The organism is Tardiphaga sp. 768_D3_N2_1, from assembly GCF_052076105.1.
Lineage (GTDB): Bacteria > Pseudomonadota > Alphaproteobacteria > Rhizobiales > Xanthobacteraceae > Tardiphaga.
In genome coordinates, this window is the sequence record NZ_CP197245.1 from 5546418 (window position 1) to 5567141 (window position 20724).

18 protein-coding genes are annotated in these 20724 nt (G+C 62.0%); 12 read left to right on the top strand and 6 right to left on the bottom strand.

Annotated features, from left to right (window positions below; translation table 11 throughout):
• Nucleotides 1-47 precede the first annotated feature (47 nt).
• Both AB8A27_RS26125 and AB8A27_RS26130 read right to left on the bottom strand, forming a co-directional pair.
• The gene (locus AB8A27_RS26125) at nucleotides 48-1043 is read right to left on the bottom strand and encodes a cation diffusion facilitator family transporter (protein WP_441244384.1); all 996 of its coding nucleotides are present in this window, start codon (nucleotides 1041-1043) and stop codon (nucleotides 48-50) included.
• A gap of 96 nt (nucleotides 1044-1139) precedes the next feature.
• Entirely contained in the window at nucleotides 1140-1988 is an 849-nt protein-coding gene (locus tag AB8A27_RS26130; protein ID WP_441244385.1) for a sulfite exporter TauE/SafE family protein, read from the bottom strand.
• 246 nt (nucleotides 1989-2234) lie between these two features.
• On the opposite strand from AB8A27_RS26130, the gene sdhC reads away from it, so the two are divergent.
• The 9 genes from sdhC (at nucleotide 2235) to AB8A27_RS26175 (ending at nucleotide 12753) form a co-directional block, all read left to right on the top strand.
• Nucleotides 2235-2633 carry a succinate dehydrogenase, cytochrome b556 subunit gene (gene sdhC / locus AB8A27_RS26135; RefSeq protein WP_092140641.1) on the top strand — a complete coding sequence of 133 codons (399 nt, stop codon included), beginning with the start codon at nucleotides 2235-2237 and terminating at the stop codon, nucleotides 2631-2633.
• Complete coding sequence (gene sdhD, locus AB8A27_RS26140) at nucleotides 2630-3031, top strand: succinate dehydrogenase, hydrophobic membrane anchor protein (RefSeq protein ID WP_092140639.1); 402 nt, start codon at nucleotides 2630-2632, stop codon at nucleotides 3029-3031. The genes sdhC and sdhD overlap by 4 nt, the downstream gene beginning before the upstream one ends.
• 3 nt (nucleotides 3032-3034) lie before the next feature.
• Nucleotides 3035-4873, top strand: a complete 1839-nt coding sequence (gene sdhA, locus AB8A27_RS26145; RefSeq protein WP_441244386.1) for a succinate dehydrogenase flavoprotein subunit — start codon at nucleotides 3035-3037, stop codon at nucleotides 4871-4873.
• Nucleotides 4874-4897: 24 nt separating this feature from the next.
• Nucleotides 4898-5680, top strand: a complete 783-nt coding sequence (locus AB8A27_RS26150; protein WP_441244387.1) for a succinate dehydrogenase iron-sulfur subunit — start codon at nucleotides 4898-4900, stop codon at nucleotides 5678-5680.
• A gap of 207 nt (nucleotides 5681-5887) precedes the next feature.
• A complete protein-coding gene (locus AB8A27_RS26155) occupies nucleotides 5888-6904 on the top strand; it encodes an ABC transporter substrate-binding protein (protein WP_441244388.1) in 1017 nt (338 codons plus the stop codon).
• Nucleotides 6905-6934: 30 nt separating this feature from the next.
• Nucleotides 6935-7723 carry an ABC transporter ATP-binding protein gene (locus tag AB8A27_RS26160; RefSeq protein WP_441244389.1) on the top strand — a complete coding sequence of 263 codons (789 nt, stop codon included), beginning with the start codon at nucleotides 6935-6937 and terminating at the stop codon, nucleotides 7721-7723.
• On the top strand, nucleotides 7720-8493 hold the full coding sequence (locus AB8A27_RS26165; protein WP_092140631.1) for an ABC transporter permease: 774 nt from the start codon (nucleotides 7720-7722) through the stop codon (nucleotides 8491-8493). The genes AB8A27_RS26160 and AB8A27_RS26165 overlap by 4 nt, the downstream gene beginning before the upstream one ends.
• A gap of 99 nt (nucleotides 8494-8592) precedes the next feature.
• On the top strand, nucleotides 8593-10722 hold the full coding sequence (locus tag AB8A27_RS26170) for an ATP-binding protein (RefSeq protein ID WP_441244390.1): 2130 nt from the start codon (nucleotides 8593-8595) through the stop codon (nucleotides 10720-10722).
• A gap of 51 nt (nucleotides 10723-10773) precedes the next feature.
• Nucleotides 10774-12753: an ABC transporter ATP-binding protein/permease gene (locus tag AB8A27_RS26175; RefSeq protein ID WP_441244391.1), complete on the top strand. Its 1980-nt coding sequence runs from the start codon at nucleotides 10774-10776 to the stop codon at nucleotides 12751-12753.
• 13 nt (nucleotides 12754-12766) lie between these two features.
• Here AB8A27_RS26175 and AB8A27_RS26180 read toward each other — a convergent pair whose 3' ends face one another.
• Nucleotides 12767-13153 (bottom strand): MAPEG family protein, encoded by a 387-nt coding sequence (locus AB8A27_RS26180; protein WP_441244392.1) that lies wholly within the window; start codon nucleotides 13151-13153, stop codon nucleotides 12767-12769.
• A 227-nt stretch (nucleotides 13154-13380) separates the two neighbouring features.
• Between AB8A27_RS26180 and AB8A27_RS26185 the strand changes: the two genes are divergently transcribed.
• Nucleotides 13381-13641, top strand: coding sequence for a hypothetical protein (locus tag AB8A27_RS26185; protein ID WP_441244393.1), 261 nt, complete (start codon nucleotides 13381-13383; stop codon nucleotides 13639-13641).
• Between the two features lie 198 nt (nucleotides 13642-13839).
• A complete protein-coding gene (locus AB8A27_RS26190) occupies nucleotides 13840-15912 on the top strand; it encodes an OmpA family protein (protein WP_441244394.1) in 2073 nt (690 codons plus the stop codon).
• Between the two features lie 127 nt (nucleotides 15913-16039).
• Here AB8A27_RS26190 and AB8A27_RS26195 read toward each other — a convergent pair whose 3' ends face one another.
• Nucleotides 16040-17791 (bottom strand): alkaline phosphatase, encoded by a 1752-nt coding sequence (locus AB8A27_RS26195; protein ID WP_441244395.1) that lies wholly within the window; start codon nucleotides 17789-17791, stop codon nucleotides 16040-16042.
• A gap of 108 nt (nucleotides 17792-17899) precedes the next feature.
• Nucleotides 17900-18538 (bottom strand): TetR family transcriptional regulator, encoded by a 639-nt coding sequence (locus AB8A27_RS26200; RefSeq protein ID WP_441244396.1) that lies wholly within the window; start codon nucleotides 18536-18538, stop codon nucleotides 17900-17902.
• Between the two features lie 90 nt (nucleotides 18539-18628).
• On the opposite strand from AB8A27_RS26200, the gene AB8A27_RS26205 reads away from it, so the two are divergent.
• Nucleotides 18629-19291: an O-methyltransferase gene (locus AB8A27_RS26205; protein WP_441244397.1), complete on the top strand. Its 663-nt coding sequence runs from the start codon at nucleotides 18629-18631 to the stop codon at nucleotides 19289-19291.
• A gap of 57 nt (nucleotides 19292-19348) precedes the next feature.
• Here AB8A27_RS26205 and argG read toward each other — a convergent pair whose 3' ends face one another.
• A complete protein-coding gene (gene argG / locus AB8A27_RS26210; RefSeq protein ID WP_441244398.1) occupies nucleotides 19349-20686 on the bottom strand; it encodes an argininosuccinate synthase in 1338 nt (445 codons plus the stop codon).
• Nucleotides 20687-20724: the final 38 nt, after the last annotated feature.

Consider the following 20724-nt stretch of genomic DNA (forward strand, 5'->3'; position numbering starts at 1 on the left):
CGCAACAACGCGCTCCTCAGGATGAGGACGGAGCATGCGGCCGTGCCCTAGATCGCATGCTCCGGCGCGAGCGCGCAGGCTGAGGTCGGAACCATATCGATCTGAATGGTCGAATGCTCGATGCCAAAGTCGCGCTTCAGGCGCGCGGCGACTTCCATCAGATAGGCATCGCCGGGCGCTCCTGACGGGATCACCATGTGACAGGTCAGCGCCACTTCGGTGGTGCTCATGGGCCAGATATGCAGGTCGTGCACCTGAGTTACACCAGGGCATTGTTCGAGGTAGCCGCGCACGGCAACGGGGTCGATGCCGCGCGGGACGGCGGCGAGCGACATCGCAGTGGAGTCGCGCAAGAGGCTCCAGGTGCCCCAGACGATCAGCACGCAGATGACGAGGCTGGTCAGGGCGTCGATCCGCAGCCAGCCGGTGAACATGATGATGATTGCGGCGATGACCACGCCAACCGAGACCGCAGCGTCGGCGACCATATGCAGATAGGCGCCACGAATGTTGAGGTCACTGTTGCGGCCCGAGGCAAACAGCCAGGCGGTCACGCCGTTGATGACGATGCCGATGGTGGCGACGATCATCACGGTGATCTCGGCTACCGGTTCGGGATTGAACAGTCTTAGCACGGCTTCCCAGGCGATGGCGCCGACGGCAACGAGCAGGAACACTGCGTTGAAGAGTGCCGCGAGAATTGAAGAGCCGCGCAAGCCATAGGTGAAGCGCGGCGTCGGCGCGCGCTTTGACAGCACAGCCGCAGTCCATGCCGCGATCAGCCCGAGCACATCCGAGAGATTGTGCCCGGCATCGGCCACCAGCGCCATCGAGCCGCTGGCATAGCCGTAAATCGCCTCGATGACGACGAAGACGGTATTGAGGCTGATGCCGATTGCGAAGGCCATGCCGAAATTCGCGGGCGCATGCACATGCCCGCCGGGGCCGTGGGAATGACCGGCATGATCGCCTTGCGCGTGGCTGTGGCCGGCATGGTCGTGTGTATGACCGTGGTCGTCATGATCGTGATGTGAATGCGCCATCGGTGTTCCGTCGCGTGGTCTGACGGCATCCATAGCAAGTTGTGATCCGGATACTATTACGGCGACCGATGCGCGTCGGTCGCCCCGATTTCGGGGTCATATTAGAGCGATGACAAACCGGCCGCCGACGATGAATAGATAAATTCCAAACGCCATTTCCAGCGCGCGCTTCGACATCGCGTGTGCTGCCTTCACGCCGAACGGCGCCACCAGCAGGCTGGTCGGCATCACCAGCAGCGCGCCGATCAGCGAGACATAACCGACAGCGAAGGGCAGCTGCAGCGCTGCGACGTCGGGAAAGTGCGCGGCAGCCGGCCAGCCGGCATAGATGTAGCCGATGGCGCCGGGGATCGAGATCAGCACGGCAAGGGCCGACGAGGTCGCCACCGCCTGATGGATCGGGCGGCCGTAAAAGGTCATCAGCAGGTTGGAGAACAATCCGCCGCCGATGCCCATCAGCGTGGAGAGAAGGCCGACGAAGAAGCCGTAGATCTTCATCAGCGGGCCGTCGGGCAGGTCGTTACCGAGTTTCCAGCCGTCGCGCGCAAGTAGCAGCCGTGCCGCTGCGGACCAGGCGACGGCAACGAAAACGATCTTGAACAGCCGCTCCGGCGCATAGCGGGCAGTGACACTGCCGATGATGACGCCGATCAGGATCGGCCACCACCACTTCCGAAGGATCTCCATATCCACGGCGCCGCGCGCCATATGGGCACGGAAGGACCGGATCGAGGTTGGGATGATGATGGCCAGCGAGGTGCCGATACAGAGCGGCATCCGCACTTCCAGAGGCACTCCGGCGATTCGGAAACACTCGTAAAATACGGGGACCAGGATGGCGCCCCCGCCTATTCCGAAGACACCTGCCAGGAAACCGGCCAGTGCGCCGACGGCAATAAGAAGCGCCGTCAGTTCGGCAATCTCGGTTACATTGAGCCCGGCCATTCCCGCCCCGATTGCCATTTGCTATCGCGTCATGAAGTTCTCATGAATCGCGCTTCACCAAGGCTGTCAGCAACAAGCCCGGCAACTGTCAATACCCACAAATGCAAGGCTCAATTGAAGCTCTGAACGATTGTTCGGAGTATGTCATTTCGCGATTGCACTGGTTGTTTTGAGTTCGTAAATAGAATTGCTCTACGCGATCCCCAATCGGGCACCGTCTGCCCATTAACCTGTCAAAGTTGCTAAATGACCGCTCGGATCGAACGTCCCCTTTCGCCGCATCTGCAAGTGTACCGCTGGACCCTGACGATGGCCCTGTCCATCGTGCATCGTGCTACCGGCGTCGCCTTGTATTTCGGCACTCTGCTTCTTGTCTGGTGGTTGATCGCCGCCGCATCCGGCCCAGCCGCCTATGCCCATGTGCAGGCCTTTACCGGAAGTATTCTGGGTCGCCTGATTGCCTTCGGTTATACATGGGCGCTGATCCATCATGCCATGAGCGGCATCCGCCATCTGGTCTGGGATCTCGGCTACGGCTTCAAGCCATCCGAGCGTGAATGGCTCACCTGGGCCGCACTGATCGGCGGCATCGGCATCACCATCCTGCTCTGGATCATTGCATATGCGATCGGAGGCGGACGATGAGCGGCTCCAACTCCCCGAAGTCGGTACGCACGCCGCTCGGTCGCGTTCGCGGTCTCGGCTCCTCGCATTCGGGCACATCAGACTTCTGGCGTCAGCGCCTCACAGCTGTCGCGATGCTGCTTCTGCTGATTCCTGTGATCTTCATCGTGATGTCGCTTCTCAGAAGCAACCAGGCCGGCGTCGCGCAGGTTCTTGGTTCGCCCATTGTCGCCATCGTCATGTTGCTCTTCATTATTGCCAGCATCTGGCACATGAAGATCGGCATGCAGGTTGTGATCGAAGACTATGTCCATGACGAGAAGATCAAATTGATCTCGATCATCGGCAACAACTTCTTCTCTGCCGCCGTGGCGCTGGCATCGATCTACGCCATCCTTAAACTTTCATCCGGAGTGTAGCGCATGGCCGTCAACGGCACTGGCGCGAACGGCGTTGGCGGCCCCGCCACCAACGGCCACGCCTATCCTATCGAAGATCACACCTATGACGTCGTTGTCGTTGGCGCCGGCGGCGCTGGCCTGCGCGCGACGGTTGGCTGCGGTGAAGCCGGTTTGCGCACCGCCTGCATCACCAAGGTGTTCCCGACCCGCTCGCACACGGTTGCAGCACAGGGCGGCATCTCCGCTTCGCTCGGCAACATGCACGAGGACAACTGGCGCTGGCACATGTACGACACCGTGAAGGGGTCGGACTGGCTCGGCGATCAGGATTCCATCGAATACATGGTGCGCAACGCGCCCGACGCCGTTTACGAGCTCGAGCACTGGGGCGTGCCGTTCTCGCGCACCGAAGACGGCAAGATCTATCAGCGCCCGTTCGGCGGCATGACCATGGACTACGGCAAGGGCCAGGCCCAGCGTACCTGCGCCGCTGCCGACCGTACCGGTCACGCCATGCTACACACGATGTACGGCCAGGCGCTGCGCCACTCGGCTGAATTCTTCATCGAATATTTCGCCATCGACCTGATCATGGACGATCAGAACGTTTGCCGCGGTGTCATCGCGCTCAAGCTCGACGACGGCACGCTGCATCGCTTCAGGGCGCAGACTGTTATTCTCGCCACCGGCGGCTATGGCCGCGCTTACGCGTCCTGTACCTCGGCGCATACCTGCACCGGTGACGGTGGCGCCATGGCGCTACGTGCCGGCCTGCCGCTGCAGGACATGGAGTTCGTTCAGTTCCACCCGACCGGCATCTACGGTTCGGGCTGTCTCGTCACCGAAGGTGCACGCGGCGAAGGCGGTTATCTCGTCAATTCCGAAGGCGAGCGCTTCATGGAGCGTTACGCGCCGTCGGCCAAGGATCTCGCCTCGCGCGACGTCGTTTCGCGCGCGATGACCATCGAAATTCGCGAAGGCCGCGGTGTCGGCAAGAAGAAGGATCACATCTTCCTTCATCTCGACCATCTCGATCCGAAGGTGCTGGCGGAGCGTCTGCCGGGTATCTCCGACTCGGCACGGATTTTCGCCGGCGTCGATGTCACCAAGGAGCCGATCCCGATCGTTCCGACGGTGCACTACAATATGGGTGGCATTCCGACCAACTATCACGGCGAAGTCGTCACCAAGAAGGATGGCGACGACAATGCGGTGGTGCAGGGCCTGATGGCCGTGGGCGAAGCTGCCTGCGTCTCGGTCCACGGCGCCAACCGTCTCGGCTCCAACTCGCTGATCGATCTCGTGGTGTTCGGCCGTGCGGCTGCGCTGCGCTGCGCCGAGAAGCTGACGCCGAATGCCAAGCAGCCCGACCTGCCGAAGGACTCGGCCGACCGCGCGCTCGGTCGTCTCGATCACTATCGCAATTCGAAGGGCGGCACGCCGACCGCGAAGATGCGCGAGAACATGCAGCACGTGATGCAGACCAACTGCGCCGTGTTCCGTACCGGCGAAGTGCTGGATGAGGGCAAGACCCTGATCCACAAGGTCTATAGCGGCATCGGCGATATCGCCGTGTCCGATAGGTCGCTGGTGTGGAATTCGGATCTCATCGAGACCCTCGAATACGACAACCTGATCGTTCAGGCGATCGTCACCATGGACTCGGCGGCGAACCGTACCGAGAGCCGCGGCGCACATGCGCGCGAGGATTTCTCGGAGCGCGACGACAAGAACTGGATGAAGCATACGCTGGCGTGGATCGATCAGGGCGGCAAGACCACCATCGATTATCGTCCGGTGCACGATTACACGATGACCAACGACGTTCAGTACATCGTACCTAAGGCGCGCGTGTACTAATGATGACAGCGAAGGCTTGAGAGAATGGCTGAGTTCGCACTTCCGAAGAATTCCAAGATCACCGGCGGCAAGGAATGGCCGAAGCCGGCCGGTGCCACGCAGACGCGCGAATTCCGCGTCTATCGCTGGAATCCGGATGACGGCAAGAACCCGTCGATCGATACCTACCACGTCGACACCAACGACTGCGGTCCGATGATCCTCGACGGTCTGATCTGGATCAAGAACAACATCGATCCGACGCTGACCTTCCGCCGCTCCTGCCGCGAGGGCGTCTGCGGCTCCTGCGCCATGAACATCGATGGTCAGAACACGCTGGCCTGCACCCGCGCGATGGACGAAGTCGACGACGGCGCCATCAAGGTCAATCCGCTGCCGCATCAGCCTGTCGTGAAGGACCTGGTGCCGGATCTCACCAACTTCTATGCCCAGTATGCGTCGATCGAGCCGTGGCTGAAGACCACCACGCCGACCCCGCAGAAGGAATGGAAGCAGAGTCACTCCGACCGTGAAAAGCTCGACGGTCTCTATGAATGCATCCTGTGTGCCTGCTGCTCGACCTCGTGCCCGAGCTACTGGTGGAACAGCGACCGCTTCCTCGGACCGGCTGCGCTCCTTCAGGCCACCCGCTGGGTCAAGGATTCGCGCGACGAAGCCACCGGCGAGCGTCTCGACAATCTCGAAGATCCGTTCCGGCTCTATCGCTGCCACACCATCATGAACTGCGCCAAGGCGTGTCCGAAGGGGCTCAACCCCTCCGAAGCCATCGCCGAGCTGAAGATGAAGATGGTCGAACGTCAGGTCTGACGTTTCACGGTTCCGGATCTGCCGATCAGGGCACCGGTTTGCGCAAGCAGGCCGGTGTTCTTTTTTTGCCTATGATTTAATCAGATTGCCTCCTCGAATCCGGTCCCCCCGAAGCTGCGGCGCTATTTCTCGTTGAAAAGGGGACTCGCCAAGGTTGGCACGGGCTGTGCTAGCCTGTGCCTGATATTTGATCAGGGGGAGTTTTCGATGTTTCGTCAGCTGGGTTTGAGCGTGGTGGCGGGTGCAGCATTGCTGGCATCTGCGATGTCCGCGAGCGCCGACACCGATGTCAAATTTGCACTCGACTGGAAATTCGAAGGCCCGTCGGCTCCCTATTTTGTTGCGCTCGACAAGGGTTACTACAAGGCCGAAGGCCTCAACGTGACCATCGACTCCGGCCCGGGCTCGGTGGCCGGTATCGCGCGCGTCGCAGCGGGCACCTATCCGATCGGCTTCTTCGACATCAATTCGCTGGCGCGCTTCCGCGACCAGAATCCCGACAAGGACGTCAAGGGCGTCCTCATGGTCTATGACAAGCCGCCCTTCTCGATTGTCAGTATCGCGAAGTCCGGCATCAACGGACCGAAGGACCTCGAAGGCAAGATCCTCGGCGCGCCGGCGCCGGACGGTGCCTTCGCGCAGTGGAAGGCCTTCGTCAAAGAGAACAAGATCGACGACAGCAAGGTGAAGATCGAGAATGTCGGCTTTCCGGTGCGCGAGCCGATGCTCGCCGACGGCAAGGTCGATGCGATCACCGGTTTCTCGTTCTCGTCCTATTTCAACCTGATGTCCAAGGGCATCGCCGAAAAGGACATCAAGGTGATGCTGATGTCCGACTACGGCATCGTGCTCTATGGCAATGCCATCATGGTCAATCCCGAATTCGCCAAGGCCAATCCGAAACTCGTGGCCGGCTTCGTGCGCGCGACCGTCAAGGGCATCATCGACACCATCAAGGACCCCGATACGGCCATCAAGTCGGTGATGAAGCGCAATGAGACCGCTGACGAGAAGATCGAACTCGCCCGCCTCAAGATGTCGCTGAAGGATAATTTCGTGACGCCCTGGGTGAAGGCCAATGGCGTCGGCGGCATCGACGAGAAGCGAATGACCGATGCCATCGATCAGATCGCCGTAACCTACGAGTTCAAGAATCCGAAGCCGAAGGCGGGTGATCTGTTCACGTCGGAATACCTGCCCTCGGCCGACGAGCGCAAGTTCTAAGCGTCACGACAGAAGGCCAGGTCGGCGCGCATGGAAGCGTTCGTAGATATCGATGGCGTCACGCTCAAATACCGCGGCGCCTCGGGTGACATTGTCGCGCTTCAGGATGCGACGCTCAAAGTCCAGCGCGGCGAATTCGCCACGGTGGTCGGCCCCTCCGGCTGCGGCAAGTCCACGTTGATGCGGCTCGTCACGGGCCTGCACAAGCCAACGGCCGGCACCATCGCCATCGACGGCAAACAGGTGACGGGACCGGTGAAGATGGCCGGCATGGCGTTCCAGAACGCCAATATGCTGCCGTGGCGCAAGGTGATCGACAACGTCCTGCTGCCGCTGGAAATCGTCGAGCCGTATCGCTCGCAGTTTCGCGCGAAGAAAGCGGAGTTCCGTGCCAAGGCCGAGCAGCTGCTGGCCACGGTCGGTCTTGCCGGCTTCGGCGACCGCTATCCCTGGGAATTGTCCGGCGGCATGCAGCAGCGCGTCTCGCTGTGTCGTTCGCTGATCCACGAGCCGGCGCTCCTGATGCTCGATGAGCCTTTCGCCGCCCTCGATGCGTTCACGCGCGAGGAGCTGTGGTGTGTGCTGCGCGATCTTTGGCAACGGCTGGGCTTCACGGTGATTCTGGTGACGCACGATCTGCGCGAAGCGGCGTTCCTTGCTGATAATATCTACGTCATGAGCGCGCGCCCCGGTCACATCGTCCAGATCAAGTCGGTAGATTTTCCGCGCCCGCGCGATCTGCAGGTCACCTATGAAAAGGATTTCGGCGACATCGTGCTGGAGCTGCGCATGAAGATCGCACAGGTGCGCCAGTCATGAACCCGCGGACTCTCGAAAAGCTTTCGCCCTGGCTCTTCACCATTGCCATCTTCCTGATCTGGGAGCTGGCCTGCATCGTTTTCAAGATCAACACGTCGGTGCTGCAGCCGCCGTCGGCTGCCTTTGCGGCGATGTTCAAGCTCTGGCGCGTGTTTCTCTATCATTCCTGGGTCACGCTCTGGGTGACCATGGTCGGATTTGCCCTGGCCGTCGGCTTCGGCATCATCCTCGGGCTCGTCGTCGGCTGGTCGCGCGCCATCTATCGCGGTCTCTATCCGGTGATGATCGGCTTCAACACGATCCCGAAGGTCGCCATCGTCCCGCTGCTGATCCTGTGGTTCGGCATCGGCGAAGTGCCGGCAATCGTCACCGCTTTCCTGATTTCGTTCTTCCCGATCGTGGTCAATATCGCCACGGGTCTGGCGACTACCGAGCCGGAACTCGAGGACGTGTTGCGGGCGCTCGGCGCGGGCAAGCTCGACATCATGCTCAAGGTCGGCATTCCGCGTGCGCTGCCATATTTCTTCGGCTCGCTGAAGATCGCCATCACGCTGGCTTTCGTCGGCACCGTGGTGTCGGAGACGCTCGGCGCCAATGCCGGGCTCGGCTATCTGATCGCGCTGGAGGGCGCCAGCTTCCGCATGGCGAATGTCTACGCCGCCTTGCTGCTGCTCGCCTTCGAAGGCGTGCTCATGTACGCCGTCTTTGCGGGGATCGAGCAGCATTTCACCAAATGGGCGTTCCGGTCACAGATGAGTGCAGCCGGCTAGGGCTGCAGGACCCGGCCCGGCCAGGGCCGGGTTCCTGCTCGCGAAGCGGTTGGTGAGACACCGCCCTTGCGCTAGACTGCAAGGAGTCGGGCAGGTGCTTTGAAGACAGAACACCAAAATTCGTTGAGAACGCTGCAATGGATGATGGCCGCTTCGCTGGCCCTTCCGCTTGCACTGTTTCTGTTTGCGGCGACGACGTCGTGGGTCTCGACGCGCGAGATCGCCGACCGAGAGATCGAACGCGCGCTCGATGTTGCGCATGAACACGCGTTGAAAGTGTTCGAGACCATCGATCGCAGTCTGTCCGAAATAAACGAGATTGTGCGCGGTAGGAGCGACGATGAGCTGCGTGCGCAATCGGACCAGATAGCGGGCCGGCTGAAGCAGCTCACTGATGCGCTGCCGCAGCTGAAGTCGGTCTGGGTGTTCGACAACAAGGGCCGTGCGCTGGTCAACAGTCTGGGTCTGACGCTGCCGGATCTCGATTTCTCGGATCGCGATTACTACAGCGCTCATATCGCAAGCGACGCCGGCACTTTCATCGGTCAATCACTGTTGCCGCGCCCGCCCTATCAGGGGGCGTCATTCTTCGGTGTGAGCCGCAGGCGGGTCTCGGCCGACGGCAGCTTCACCGGCGTGGTGCAGGCCTCTGTCTTTCCGGAATATTTCAATCGTTTCTATGCGCGCATCGGCCACGATGCCGGGAGCTTCTTTGCGCTTGGTCTCACCGATGGCTCGGTCCTGGCACGTTATCCGGAGCTCGACCGTGAGGTGCGACTCGATCCCAAGGGGCCCGTGGGCCGCACACTGTCGGCTCATCCTGCTGGAGGATTGGTCACGCTTGTCTCGCCCGGTGATAATGTCGAGCGCCGTATCGGCTATCAGCAGCTCGCCAGCTATCCGATCTATGTCGCGGCTGGCCTTGAAACGTCAGCGATCCGTGCGCGCTGGCTACGCACCATCAGCTATCAGCTGATCTTCGGTGTTCCTGCGACGGCGTTGGTGTTCCTGCTACTGGTATTCGCACTCCGTCGCACACGCAGGCTCAATTTCGAAGCGATGAAGCGGCGCGAGGCCGAAGAGGCGCTGAAACATGGCCAGCGGCTCGAAGCGCTCGGCCAGTTGACCGGCGGCGTCGCGCATGACTTCAACAATTTGCTGACCGTAATCCGTTCGTCAGTCGATCTGCTGCAACGGCCAGATCTCACGCAGGATCGTCGTGCCCGCTACATTGCAGCGATCTCCGAAACAGTGAATCGCGCGGCCAAGCTGACGGCGCAGCTGCTGGCTTTTGCGCGGCGCCAGACGCTGAAGCCTGAAGTATTCGACGTTGGTCAATGCGTACATTCGGTCAGCGAGATTATCGGCACGCTGACGGGGGCACCCATCGAAATCATGACTCACGTGCCCGATGAGGCGTTGTTCGTGAATGCCGATGTCGGTCAGTTCGAAACCGCGTTGATCAACATCGCGGTTAACGCGCGCGATGCCATGACGGGCGAGGGGCGGCTGACGATCGCTGTCGGCGCGGCAGAGCAAATCCCTGTTGCGCTCGCCCTGAGGTCTGACGGTTATGTGGCGATCTCCGTATCCGATACCGGCGCCGGTATTCCCGCCGATCAGTTCGAGCGTATCTTCGAGCCATTCTATACGACCAAGGAAGTCGGGCAGGGCACTGGCCTCGGACTGTCGCAGGTGTTCGGCTTTGCCAAACAATCCGGTGGCGAGGTCGTGGTTGCCAGTGAAGTCGGCAAGGGCAGCACTTTCACCCTCTATCTGCCGCGTGTCTCCGGCGACAGCATCGCGCCGGCGCTGTCGGCGAACGAAGCGCCCGTCGTCGATGGTCACGGCATGTCAGTGCTGGTTGTGGAGGACAATCGCGACGTCGGGACTTTTTCGACCGATGCACTAAGCGAGCTCGGCTACATCACGGTGCTGCGGCCGAATGCTCAGGAAGCACTCGTAGAACTCGCCCGCCACGCCACGCGCTATGACGTGGTGTTCTCGGACGTGGTGATGCCGGGAATGACCGGTATCGAGCTGGCGCAGGAGATCCGCAAGCTCTATCCGGATCTGCCGGTGGTGCTGACCTCCGGCTACAGTCACGTGCTTGCGCAAAACGGCACCTTCGGGTTCGAGCTGTTGCACAAGCCCTATTCGGTCGAACAATTGTCGCGGGTGCTCACCAGGGCCGGCATCTGGCGCAAGGCTCAGCGCGAGGCCGTCTGAGCCGCCGGGGAACCCGCGGGAACCTTCTGATTTCCTTGGCGTTATCGCGCCATGAACAAGCATTCCGCCAACGAAGCCAAGTCCGCATCAGCATCCGATGCGTCTGATGTGAAGGGGCCGATTGCCGGAGTGGTTGGCAAGAACGGCAAGCATATCGAGCCGCCGCCGCCCGATGCGGTCGAGCCCGACCCGGAGCTGACGCCGGAAGAGGCGGAGCAGGTGCGCAGGGACTATCTGCTGACGCGGTTCTGGATCACTGCGCGTGGCTTCTGGGGCAGGTCCGGCGACAAGCTCGCCTGGATGTTCTCTATCGGCTTGGTGCTGCTGATCGTCGCCAATGTCGCGTTTCAATACGGCATCAATGTCTGGAATCGCGCGATCTTCGATGCGATCGAGAAGCGCGATGCGGCCGGTGTGTTTCATCTCACCGGCGTGTTTTTTCCGCTGGCGATTGGCAGCGTGCTCCTTGGTGTCGCGCAGGTATTTGCCCGGATGAGCATTCAGCGCCGTTGGCGGGCGTGGCTGACCGATTCCGTCGTATCGCGCTGGCTCACGGCCGGCCGCTACTACCAGCTCAATCTTGTCGGCGGCGATCACAAGAACCCCGAATATCGGATCGCCGAGGATCTGCGCATTGCGACCGACTCGCCGGTCGATTTCGTCTCCGGCGTCATCGCTGCGTTCCTCTCTGCGGCGACCTTCATCGTCGTGTTGTGGACCATCGGCGGCGCGCTTACGCTGAAGGTGGGCGACAGCGTCATCTCCATTCCCGGCTTCCTCGTCATTGCTGCGATCATCTATGCCGCCATCGCATCCGGCTCGATCACGGTGATCGGCCGCCGTTTCGTGCAGATCTCCGAGGACAAGAACCAGGCAGAGGCCGAGTATCGTTATGCGCTCACCCGCGTGCGCGAGAACGGCGAGAGTATCGCGCTGCTCGGCGGCGAAGAGGAAGAACGCGACGGTATCGACAAGACCTTTGGTCATGTTCTCAGGCAATGGGCGCGCCTCGCCGGCCAGCATATGCGCACCACGCTGGTGTCGCAGGGCTCGGGCTTGATTGCTCCCGTCGTGCCGCTGTTGCTGTGTGCGCCGAAATTCCTCGATGGCAGCATGTCGCTCGGTCAGGTGATGCAGGCGGCGTCGGCCTTCACCATCGTACAGAGCGCATTTGGCTGGCTGGTCGACAACTATCCGCGCCTTGCCGACTGGAATGCCTGCGCACGTCGCATCGCCTCGCTGATGATGTCGCTGGACGGCCTCGAACGCGCCGAACTCGGCGATGGCATCGGCCGCATCCAGCGTGGCGAGACCTCCGACGAGACCATGTTGAGCCTGCATGACCTCTCCGTCACGCTCGATGACGGCACGGCTGTGGTCGGCGATGCCGAAGTGAAGATCGAGCCCGGTGAGCGTCTGCTTGTTGCGGGCGAGTCCGGCACCGGCAAGAGCACGCTGGTGCGCGCCATTGCGGGCCTGTGGCCATGGGGCGGCGGCAGTGTCAATTTCCATCCGGACCGGCGGCTATTCATGCTGCCGCAAAAGCCCTATGTGCCATCAGGCACATTGCGCCGGGCGGCGGCCTATCCTGCTGCGGCCGAGGACTGGAGCGTCGAACAGATCGGCGAGGCGCTCGACAAGGTCGGGCTCGGCCATCTCAAGGAGAAGATCGAGGAAGACGCGCCATGGGACCAGACACTGTCCGGCGGCGAGAAGCAGCGGCTCGCCTTCGCGCGATTGTTCTTGCACAATCCCGATATCATCGTGCTCGACGAGGCGACGTCGGCGCTGGATGCCAAGAGCCAGGATAAGATGATGGAGCTGCTGATCAAGGAGCTGCCCAATGCGACGGTGGTTTCCGTCGCGCATCGCGCCGAGCTAGAAGCCTTCCACAGCCGCAAGATCGTGCTGGAGCGCCGCAAGGGTGGCGCCAAGCTGGTTCGCGATATCGATCTCATCCCGCGCAAGGGCAGGCGCCGCCTGCTCGGACGCTTCCTGCGCCATCGCAAGCCGGCCAGGAGCGCGGCGTGATCCGTGTTTTGAACTAGAAGAAGTTGATCTTCAGCGCTGGCGACAGGAAGATCGCGATATTCGCGAACAGCCCACCGGCATAGGCAGTCGAGCGCAGTGACGATTGATCCGCGATGTACAGCAGCGCATGCGCAATCCGAAATGCGAGATAGAGCCCGGCCAGCACGCTCACGGTCGTGGCCGACGCGCCGAAGTTGAGCGCTGCAATGACCGAGACCGCGTAGAACGGAAAGCTCTCGAAGGCATTCTGGTGCGCGGCATAGGCACGGCGCTTCGCGCCCGAGAGGTTATTGGCGCTGTCGCGCGGTGCACTGTTGTCGCGCGATCCCGCTTTGGCATAACCAATGATGATCAGCGGCAGCAGTGCAGCAATCAAAATGCTCCAATAGGCAAACGGCATCGAAATCCCCCAAATCAAACAGTATGGCCAAACTGCGTCTTGATGAGCGGTTCCGGTTCCGCTGTCAAACTCAACTGACAAGCGGCATTCTGCTCTCCAGGAACATCGCGCGCGTTGTGCCGTTGTCCTCGGTACTGAACCAAAGCCGTGAAAGGCAATGGCAAAGTCTGATGCGAGTCCTGCCGATGCGGTGGGGCTAAGCGTCTCTGATTGCGAAGAGAGTCGTGATGCCAATGTCGATGATGAGTTCACCTGGCATCGATCCCGTCGAGGATCCGCCGATCAAGCCCGGTCAACCCACCGAACCGCCGCAGGAGAGTCCGCCCGGCAGCCCGCGGCCCGAGGTGCCGTCACCGGTGCACGATCCCGGTGAACCGTCGCGACCGGACGAATTGCCGGGAGATCAACCTGATGAAGTGCCGTTACCGAACCCTGATATCAATCCGGGTCAGCAGCCCCCCTACAGCGATGCAGCGGCGGTGATGTAGCGAACTACAGATCGATGGCCTGAACGCGAAATGAACAAAGCGCGTTTGGGCCATTGTCGTGTCGAAAATAAAAACGAATTTGCATTTGCCTGTCGCCACATTCCGGCCCAATGCATATCAGTTGATCAATTTGCCGATTTGTTCGGCCGACAAAAATCAGTTTGTTGAAGATCCTTATCCGGGGGCCCAAGGTCTATCATGACAAAACTTCGTCTCGTATTGCTGGCCACGACGACGCTCGGCGTTGCGCATATCGCAGCGACCGCTGCCTATGCGTCGAGTGTCGATGCGCCGATCGTGCTCGCGCAGGCCGCACCTGCTGCGCCTGAAGGTGAGCCCAAGGCTCCCCCGAAGGCACCACCCAAGGCTCCGCCAGCTGCTGCGCCTCCCGCCGCTGCGCCGCCGGCCGCACGCCCTGCGCCGCCACCACCGCCGCCACCGGCTCCCCCTGCTGCGCGTCCCGCGCCTCCGGCACCTCCTGCTGCGCCGCCGCCTGCGGCTGCACCTCCGCGCCCGGCACCGCCGCCGCCCCCGCCTCCTGCGGCCGCACCGCCTCGCCCCACGCCTCCTCCTCCGGCTGCCGCACCGCCGCCGCGCCCAACTCCGCCACCGGCTCCCGTCGCGCCTCCGGCCCCGCGCGCCGCACCTCCAGCGCCTACCGTTGCGCCTGTAGCTCCGTCCGCGCCAACGCCGCCCGCTGCGCGTCCCGAACGTCGTGAACCCGGCGAAGGACGTCCTGAGCGCCGTGAACCTGGTGCAACGCCGCCGGCCGGCGCACGTCCCGCGCCTACGACGCCACCAGCCGCTGCACCGGCGACACCGCCTGCTGGCACGACTCCGCCTGCCGCGCGGCCAGCGCCTGCTGCTACGCCGACGCCAGCTCCGACGCCTGCCACGCCGCCAGCAGCTGCGACGCCTCCTGCGGCAACGCCTCCTGCTGCAGCACCAGCGCCGTCGGCTGCTCCGGCTGCGCCTGGCACACCGCCTGCTGCGGGTACGCCTCCGTCAGGTCGCCCTGATGGGCGTGGTCCTGACGGCCGTGGTTCCGATGGACGTCGTGGTCCTCCTGGTGGCCCCGGCGCAGGTGCGCCCGGTGCACCCGGCACGCCGCCCAATGCTGCCGCGCCCGGAGTGGCGCCGAACGCTGCGGCACCCGCCGCGGCGCCGCCCACGAGCACCGCTGCACCTGTCGTGGTTGCGCCCGGTGGTGGCAACATCAAGGTCGTGCAGCCGCCCGCACCCGCGGTGACTGCACCGATCCCTCAGGCACCGCCGCCGGCAGCAGCGTTGACGCCGATCGCACCGGGCGCTGCCCCGCAGGGCCCGCGCAACATGGGCGATTTCCGTGGTCAGCGCAGCGAGCGCCAGGAAGGCGGTCGCACGATCATCACCGAGCCTGGACGCATCATCGTGCAGGATCCGAGCGGTCAGTCGTTCATCCGCCACAACGAACTCGATCGCTTCCGCTACGGCGCGCGTGACATCCGTACGGATCGGATTGGCGGCGAGGACCGGACCATCGTGATCCGTCCCGATGGTTCGCAGATCATCACGGTGGTTGGCCGCGACGGCGAGCTGCTGCGACGTATCCGCAGGGATCGTGAGGGACGCGAGATCATCATCATCGATAACTCGTTCCGTGGTCCGCGTGGCCCCGGCGGTCCGGGTGGCCTCGGCTTCTATGTCGATCTGCCGCCGCCGATGATCCGGATCCCGCAGAACCGCTATATCGTTGATTACGATCAGGCCTCGCCCGATCTTGTCTACGATACGCTGATCGCACCGCCGGTGGATCGCATCGAGCGCCGCTACACGCTCGATGAAATCCGCTACAGCCCGATGGTGCGTCAGCGCATGCCGTCTATCGATCTGGACTCGATCAACTTCGAGACCGGATCGTGGGACATCCCGCCGGATCAGGCCTCGAAGCTGCAGGTGATCGCAGATGGTCTTAACCGGGCGATCTCGCGCAACCCGCGTGCAGTGTTCCTCATCGAGGGGCACACCGATGCGGTCGGATCAGACGTCGACAATCTGTCGCTGTCGGATCGCCGCGCGCAGTCGGCGGCTGAATTGCTCACCCAGCAATTCCAGGTGCCGGCGGAAAATCTGACGTCGCAGGGCTATGGTGAGCAGTATCTGAAGATCCAGACCGACGGTCCGGAGCGCCAGAACCGCCGCGTGACGATCCGCAACATCACGCCGCTTCTGAATGGCGGTCAGGCCTCGCTGCCCCCGCCCCCTCCGGGCACGGCGCCGCCGCGTCGGTAAGTGGGCTGACATGAATGGAAATGGCCGGGAGCAATCCCGGCCATTCTTGTTTTGATAGTACCTCGTCGTTGCTGTCGCCTCTCCCCACCCGGGAGAGGTGAGCGGAGTGCGTTGGTGGTTCGGAGCGCTATTTCCCCAACCCCAACGCGTCCACCATTACGCGAAACACTTCCGTATTATCCATCGAGCCCTTCACGCGGTCGCTGCCGGGGCCGGTGGCAGTGAGGATCACGTCCTCGCCGGAATGCACGCTGGCGCCCATCATGGCCGGCAGGTTGCCGAGGCGCAGCATGCTGCCGGGCGCATTCTTGTATTTCTCGTTGGCCTTGAAAGTGCCGGGCTCCTCGCCCTTCTCTGTGGGATCGTTCGGGTTATCGAGCTTCGGCCGCAGCGTCTCATAGTGATCGGGAAGGCTCGCCGACATGATCGCGAGCCGCCGGCTGACATCAACGCGCGATGGATAGCCTTCGGCATCCGGCGCGGGATAGTTCGGGAAGCCGGCCTTCTCATAGACGCCAAGCCGCTCGCGCAGTGGCAGGTTCGGCTCCTTGCTCATGTCGTCATTGACCGTGCCGACAAGGCTGTTGGGATGGCTGTGGTCGGAGACGACGAGGATGAGCGTGTCATCGCCGCGCTTGGCCGCCCAGTCGCGGGCGAGCTTCACGGCATTGTCGAGCATGATGACGTCATAGACGGCGCGGTCCATGTCGAGCAGATGCGCATACTTGTCGATCATGCCGGACTCGACCATCAGGACAAATCCCTTGTCGTTGCGCGACAGCACGTTGAGTGCGGCCTGCACCTGTTCGGTCAGATCGGGCTGCTCCGGATATTTCTTGACGCCGCCGCCCTTGAGGAATTTGCGGTCGAGCACGCCGTCCATATTGCCGGACGTGAACAGTCCGAGCAGCTTCGTCGTGTCGGGCTTGTCGGCAATTGCCTTCATCTCGCCAGCGGTCTTCGCAAACGGATAGCCGGCGTCCTTGAACTTGACGATATAGTCCATATCGTCGCGGCGCTTCGAGGTCTCGGCCGTCTGCGGCAGGAAGTTCGCTGCGCCACCACCGAGGATGACATCGGGCTTCGCCGCGAACATCTGCGCGACGATCTCGTCATAGGCCGCACGGCGGCGGGTATGCGCGACCATCGAGGCCGGTGTTGCGTCCTCGATCTCGGTGTTGGTGACTATGCCGACGGCAAGATCGAGCTTGCGCTTCACGAGACTGGTGATTGTTTCGACCTTGGGATCATCGAATACGTCACGTGTGCGGTCCGCGTAGACACCGAGCGCGTTGGTCGCGCTCTTGTGTCCGGTCGTATAGGCGCTTGCCGAATTGGCCGAGTCCGTAATGATCGAATCGGTGCCGGCGGTGCCGACCAGCGCCATATGCGGCATGTCGTCGATAGCGAGCTTGCCGCTGCTCTTGCCCTCGCTGATTCCCTTGGACAGGATTCGCGCGGCGACGCGATGCGACAGGGACATGCCGTCGCCGATGAACAGGATGACGTTCTTCGCTTTTCGCGCGCCGGTGTCATAGACGTTCCACGTCACCGACTTGGCGAGCGTGCCAGCTGTAACGTCGATCTTGTAGACGCCAGGCTTGTCCAGCGTGACGTCGCGCAGCAGCAGCGCTGACTGGTCCTTGCCATCCTCGCGCTCGATATAGTCGGTGGCCTTGCCGAATGCCGCGCTCTGGTCGGCGCCGTTGATCGTGAGTTTGATGTCGGCGGCTGCGATCTTCTCGGGCAGCTCAACCTTGAAGTCGAATTTGCTGCCGGCGAGGATCTCGGCGCGGTCAATCGGATAGATGGTCTGTGCTGGCAGCGATGCGCTCGTCAGTAGCAGCGTCGCCGCAGCCGCAAGAAAGATTCTCGACATGATGGATATCCCCTGAAGCGCCCAGCTTAGGAGGCGCGGTCTCCATTACGACAGTTGGATGACTAACGGGTGACATGCGCTGCGATCACGCAATGGCAGTCCGAGACGCTAGGTTTCATGTCTCCCGGAGCTTTCCAAGTAACTGCAGAGCATGTTCGCCAGGCCTTCCGCAAAAAACTCGATATCGGCCGCCGATCGCGGGCGCATGGAGAAGTCCTTTCCCACCCCGCTCAGCGTCGACGTGATGACGTCGACGACGAGCGATCGCTCTTCGTTCGTGACTGATGGAAGTGCTTGCGCGATGAAGGCCACGAAGATGCGATTTCCCGCTGCCTTCACCTTGCGGGCTTCGGGTGTATCCCGATAGAGCGGCGCCGCACCGTCAAGCGCATGGCGAATATCGGCTTCGTCGCATTCCGATTTGATGAAGGCATGGACAAGCTTGCGGAGCCGCGCCGATGGCGACGCGCTTTCGTCCTCCAGAATCTGGCGGAGCATGTCGTTGGTGTCGCGCCACTCGTCGCTCTGCAAGCGAAACAGGATCGACGCCTTGTTCGGGAAGTATTGATACAGCGATCCGACGCTGACACCGGCCTTCTCTGCGACGCGCGCGGTGGTGAAGCGGTGAAATCCCTCTTTCGCCAAAACCTGAATAGCAGCCTCGAGAATGGCGCTCACCAGCTCTCCCGAGCGGGCCTGTTGCGGCTGTTTTCTCGAATGAATTGAATGACTTGTGCGACGAGTCATTTGCCGCCTCCGCAATGCGATTAGCGAATGCGAATAAATATTCGTATTTGCAGAGGGGCGCAATCAAGCGTCTTTTTTGCAGGAAATATCATGACCACACTCACGACGGATCCCGTCGGCCCCCTTCTCAAGCGCTTGTTTGAAGAAGCGGATGCCGCACGGTCTCGCACCAGCCAGGCCGTCGCCGACCTGTCTGAGGACGATCGGCAGCGGATGATGCAGAGCAAGACCGACTATGTCGATCTCTACAGCCGGTTCAGGGATGTCCCGCTCGCCGTATCACGTGCGACCGGTGCGCTGCTTTACATGCTGGCGCGATCGACCGGTGCTCGATCAATCGTCGAATTTGGCACGTCGTTCGGAATCTCAACGCTGCATATGGCGGCGGCGCTCAACGATAGTGGCGGTGGCAAGCTGATCACGAGCGAATTCGAGCGCTCGAAAATCGTCATCGCGCGGCAGAATCTTGCCGAAGGCGGCCTAATCGATCTTGTCGAATTCCGTGAGGGCGATGCGTTGCAGACGTTGCGTGCCGATCTGCCCGATACGATTGATCTGCTGCTGCTCGATGGCGCCAAGGCGCTCTATCCGGAAGTGCTTGCGATCGTCGAAAGCCGTCTCAAGCCTGGTGCTTTCGTCATCGCTGACAATGCGGATTACAGCCCCGACTATCTCGCTTATGTCCGCAATCCTGCGAACGGTTACCTGTCGGTCCCGTTCGGCGATGACGTCGAGTTGTCGATGCGCATGTAGCTATGGCGCGAGAGCTTAGGATGGGTTGTCGCTGGCGCTCAACCCATCCTACGCGCCTTAATCTTTATCGCTGCCCAGCTTCGGAATGTTCGCGCCTTCGCCGGCACTCAGCAGCCCCGTCTTCGAATACAGATCCAGCTTGGCGCGGGTATCGGTGATATCGAGATTGCGCATGGTGAGCTGGCCGATCCGGTCCGCCGGCGTGAACGGCGCATCCTCGACCTTCTCCATGCTGAGCCGCTCCGGCGCATAGGTCAGATTGGGACTCTCGGTGTTCAGGATCGAGTAGTCATTGCCGCGGCGCAGTTCGAGCGTCACTTCGCCTGTGATGGCGCGGGCCACCCAGCGCTGCGCGGTCTCGCGCAGCATCAAGGCCTGCGAGTCGAACCAGCGGCCCTGATAGAGCAGCCGCCCGAGCTTCATGCCGCTCATGCGGTATTGCTCGATGGTGTCTTCGTTGTGGATGCCGGTGACGAGACGCTCATAGACGATGTGCAGCAGCGCCATGCCTGGCGCCTCATAGATGCCGCGGCTCTTGGCCTCGATGATCCGGTTCTCGATCTGGTCGCTCATGCCGAGGCCATGGCGGCCGCCGATCGCATTGGCCTCGAGGAACAGCGCGACAGGGTCGGTGAAGGTCTGGCCGTTCAGCGCAACGGGCTGACCATCCACGAACCGCACGCTGACCTTCTCGGCCTTGACGGCGCAGTCGTCGCGCCAGAACGGCACGCCCATGATCGGATTGACGATCTTGATGCCGCTGTCGAGCTGTTCGAGATCCTTGGCCTCATGTGTGGCGCCGAGCAGATTGCTGTCGGTCGAATAGGCTTTCTCCGCGCTCATCTTGTAGGCGAAGCCGTGGGCGGTCATGAAAGCTGACATTTCCGCGCGGCCGCCCAGTTCGTCGATGAACTGATCGTCGAGCCAGGGCTTGTAGATCTTCAGGTCCGGATTGGTCAGCAGGCCGTAGCGGTAGAACCGCTCAATATCGTTGCCCTTATAGGTCGAGCCGTCGCCCCAGATATTGACGCCGTCTTCCTTCATGGCGGAGACCAGCATCGTGCCGGTAACGGCACGCCCGAGCGGCGTGGTGTTGAAATAGGTGATGCCGCCTGTCGAGACGTGGAACGCGCCGGCCTGAATGGCGGCGATGCCTTCATGGACCAGTTGCGCGCGGCAATCGACGAGGCGCGCCTTCTCGGCGCCGAACTCTATGGCCTTGCGCGGAATCTCGTCGTAATCGGCCTCGTCAGGCTGGCCGAGATTGGCGGTATAGGCGAAGACCTTGGCGCCCTTCTGCTTCATCCACAGCAGCGCGGCTGACGTGTCCAGCCCGCCGGAGAAAGCGATGCCGACGTTTTTCCCTTGGGGCAGGCTCTTCAAGATCGTGGTCATCGAACGTCCAATCGGGGCAGTTTCGGGTGCGTACGGAG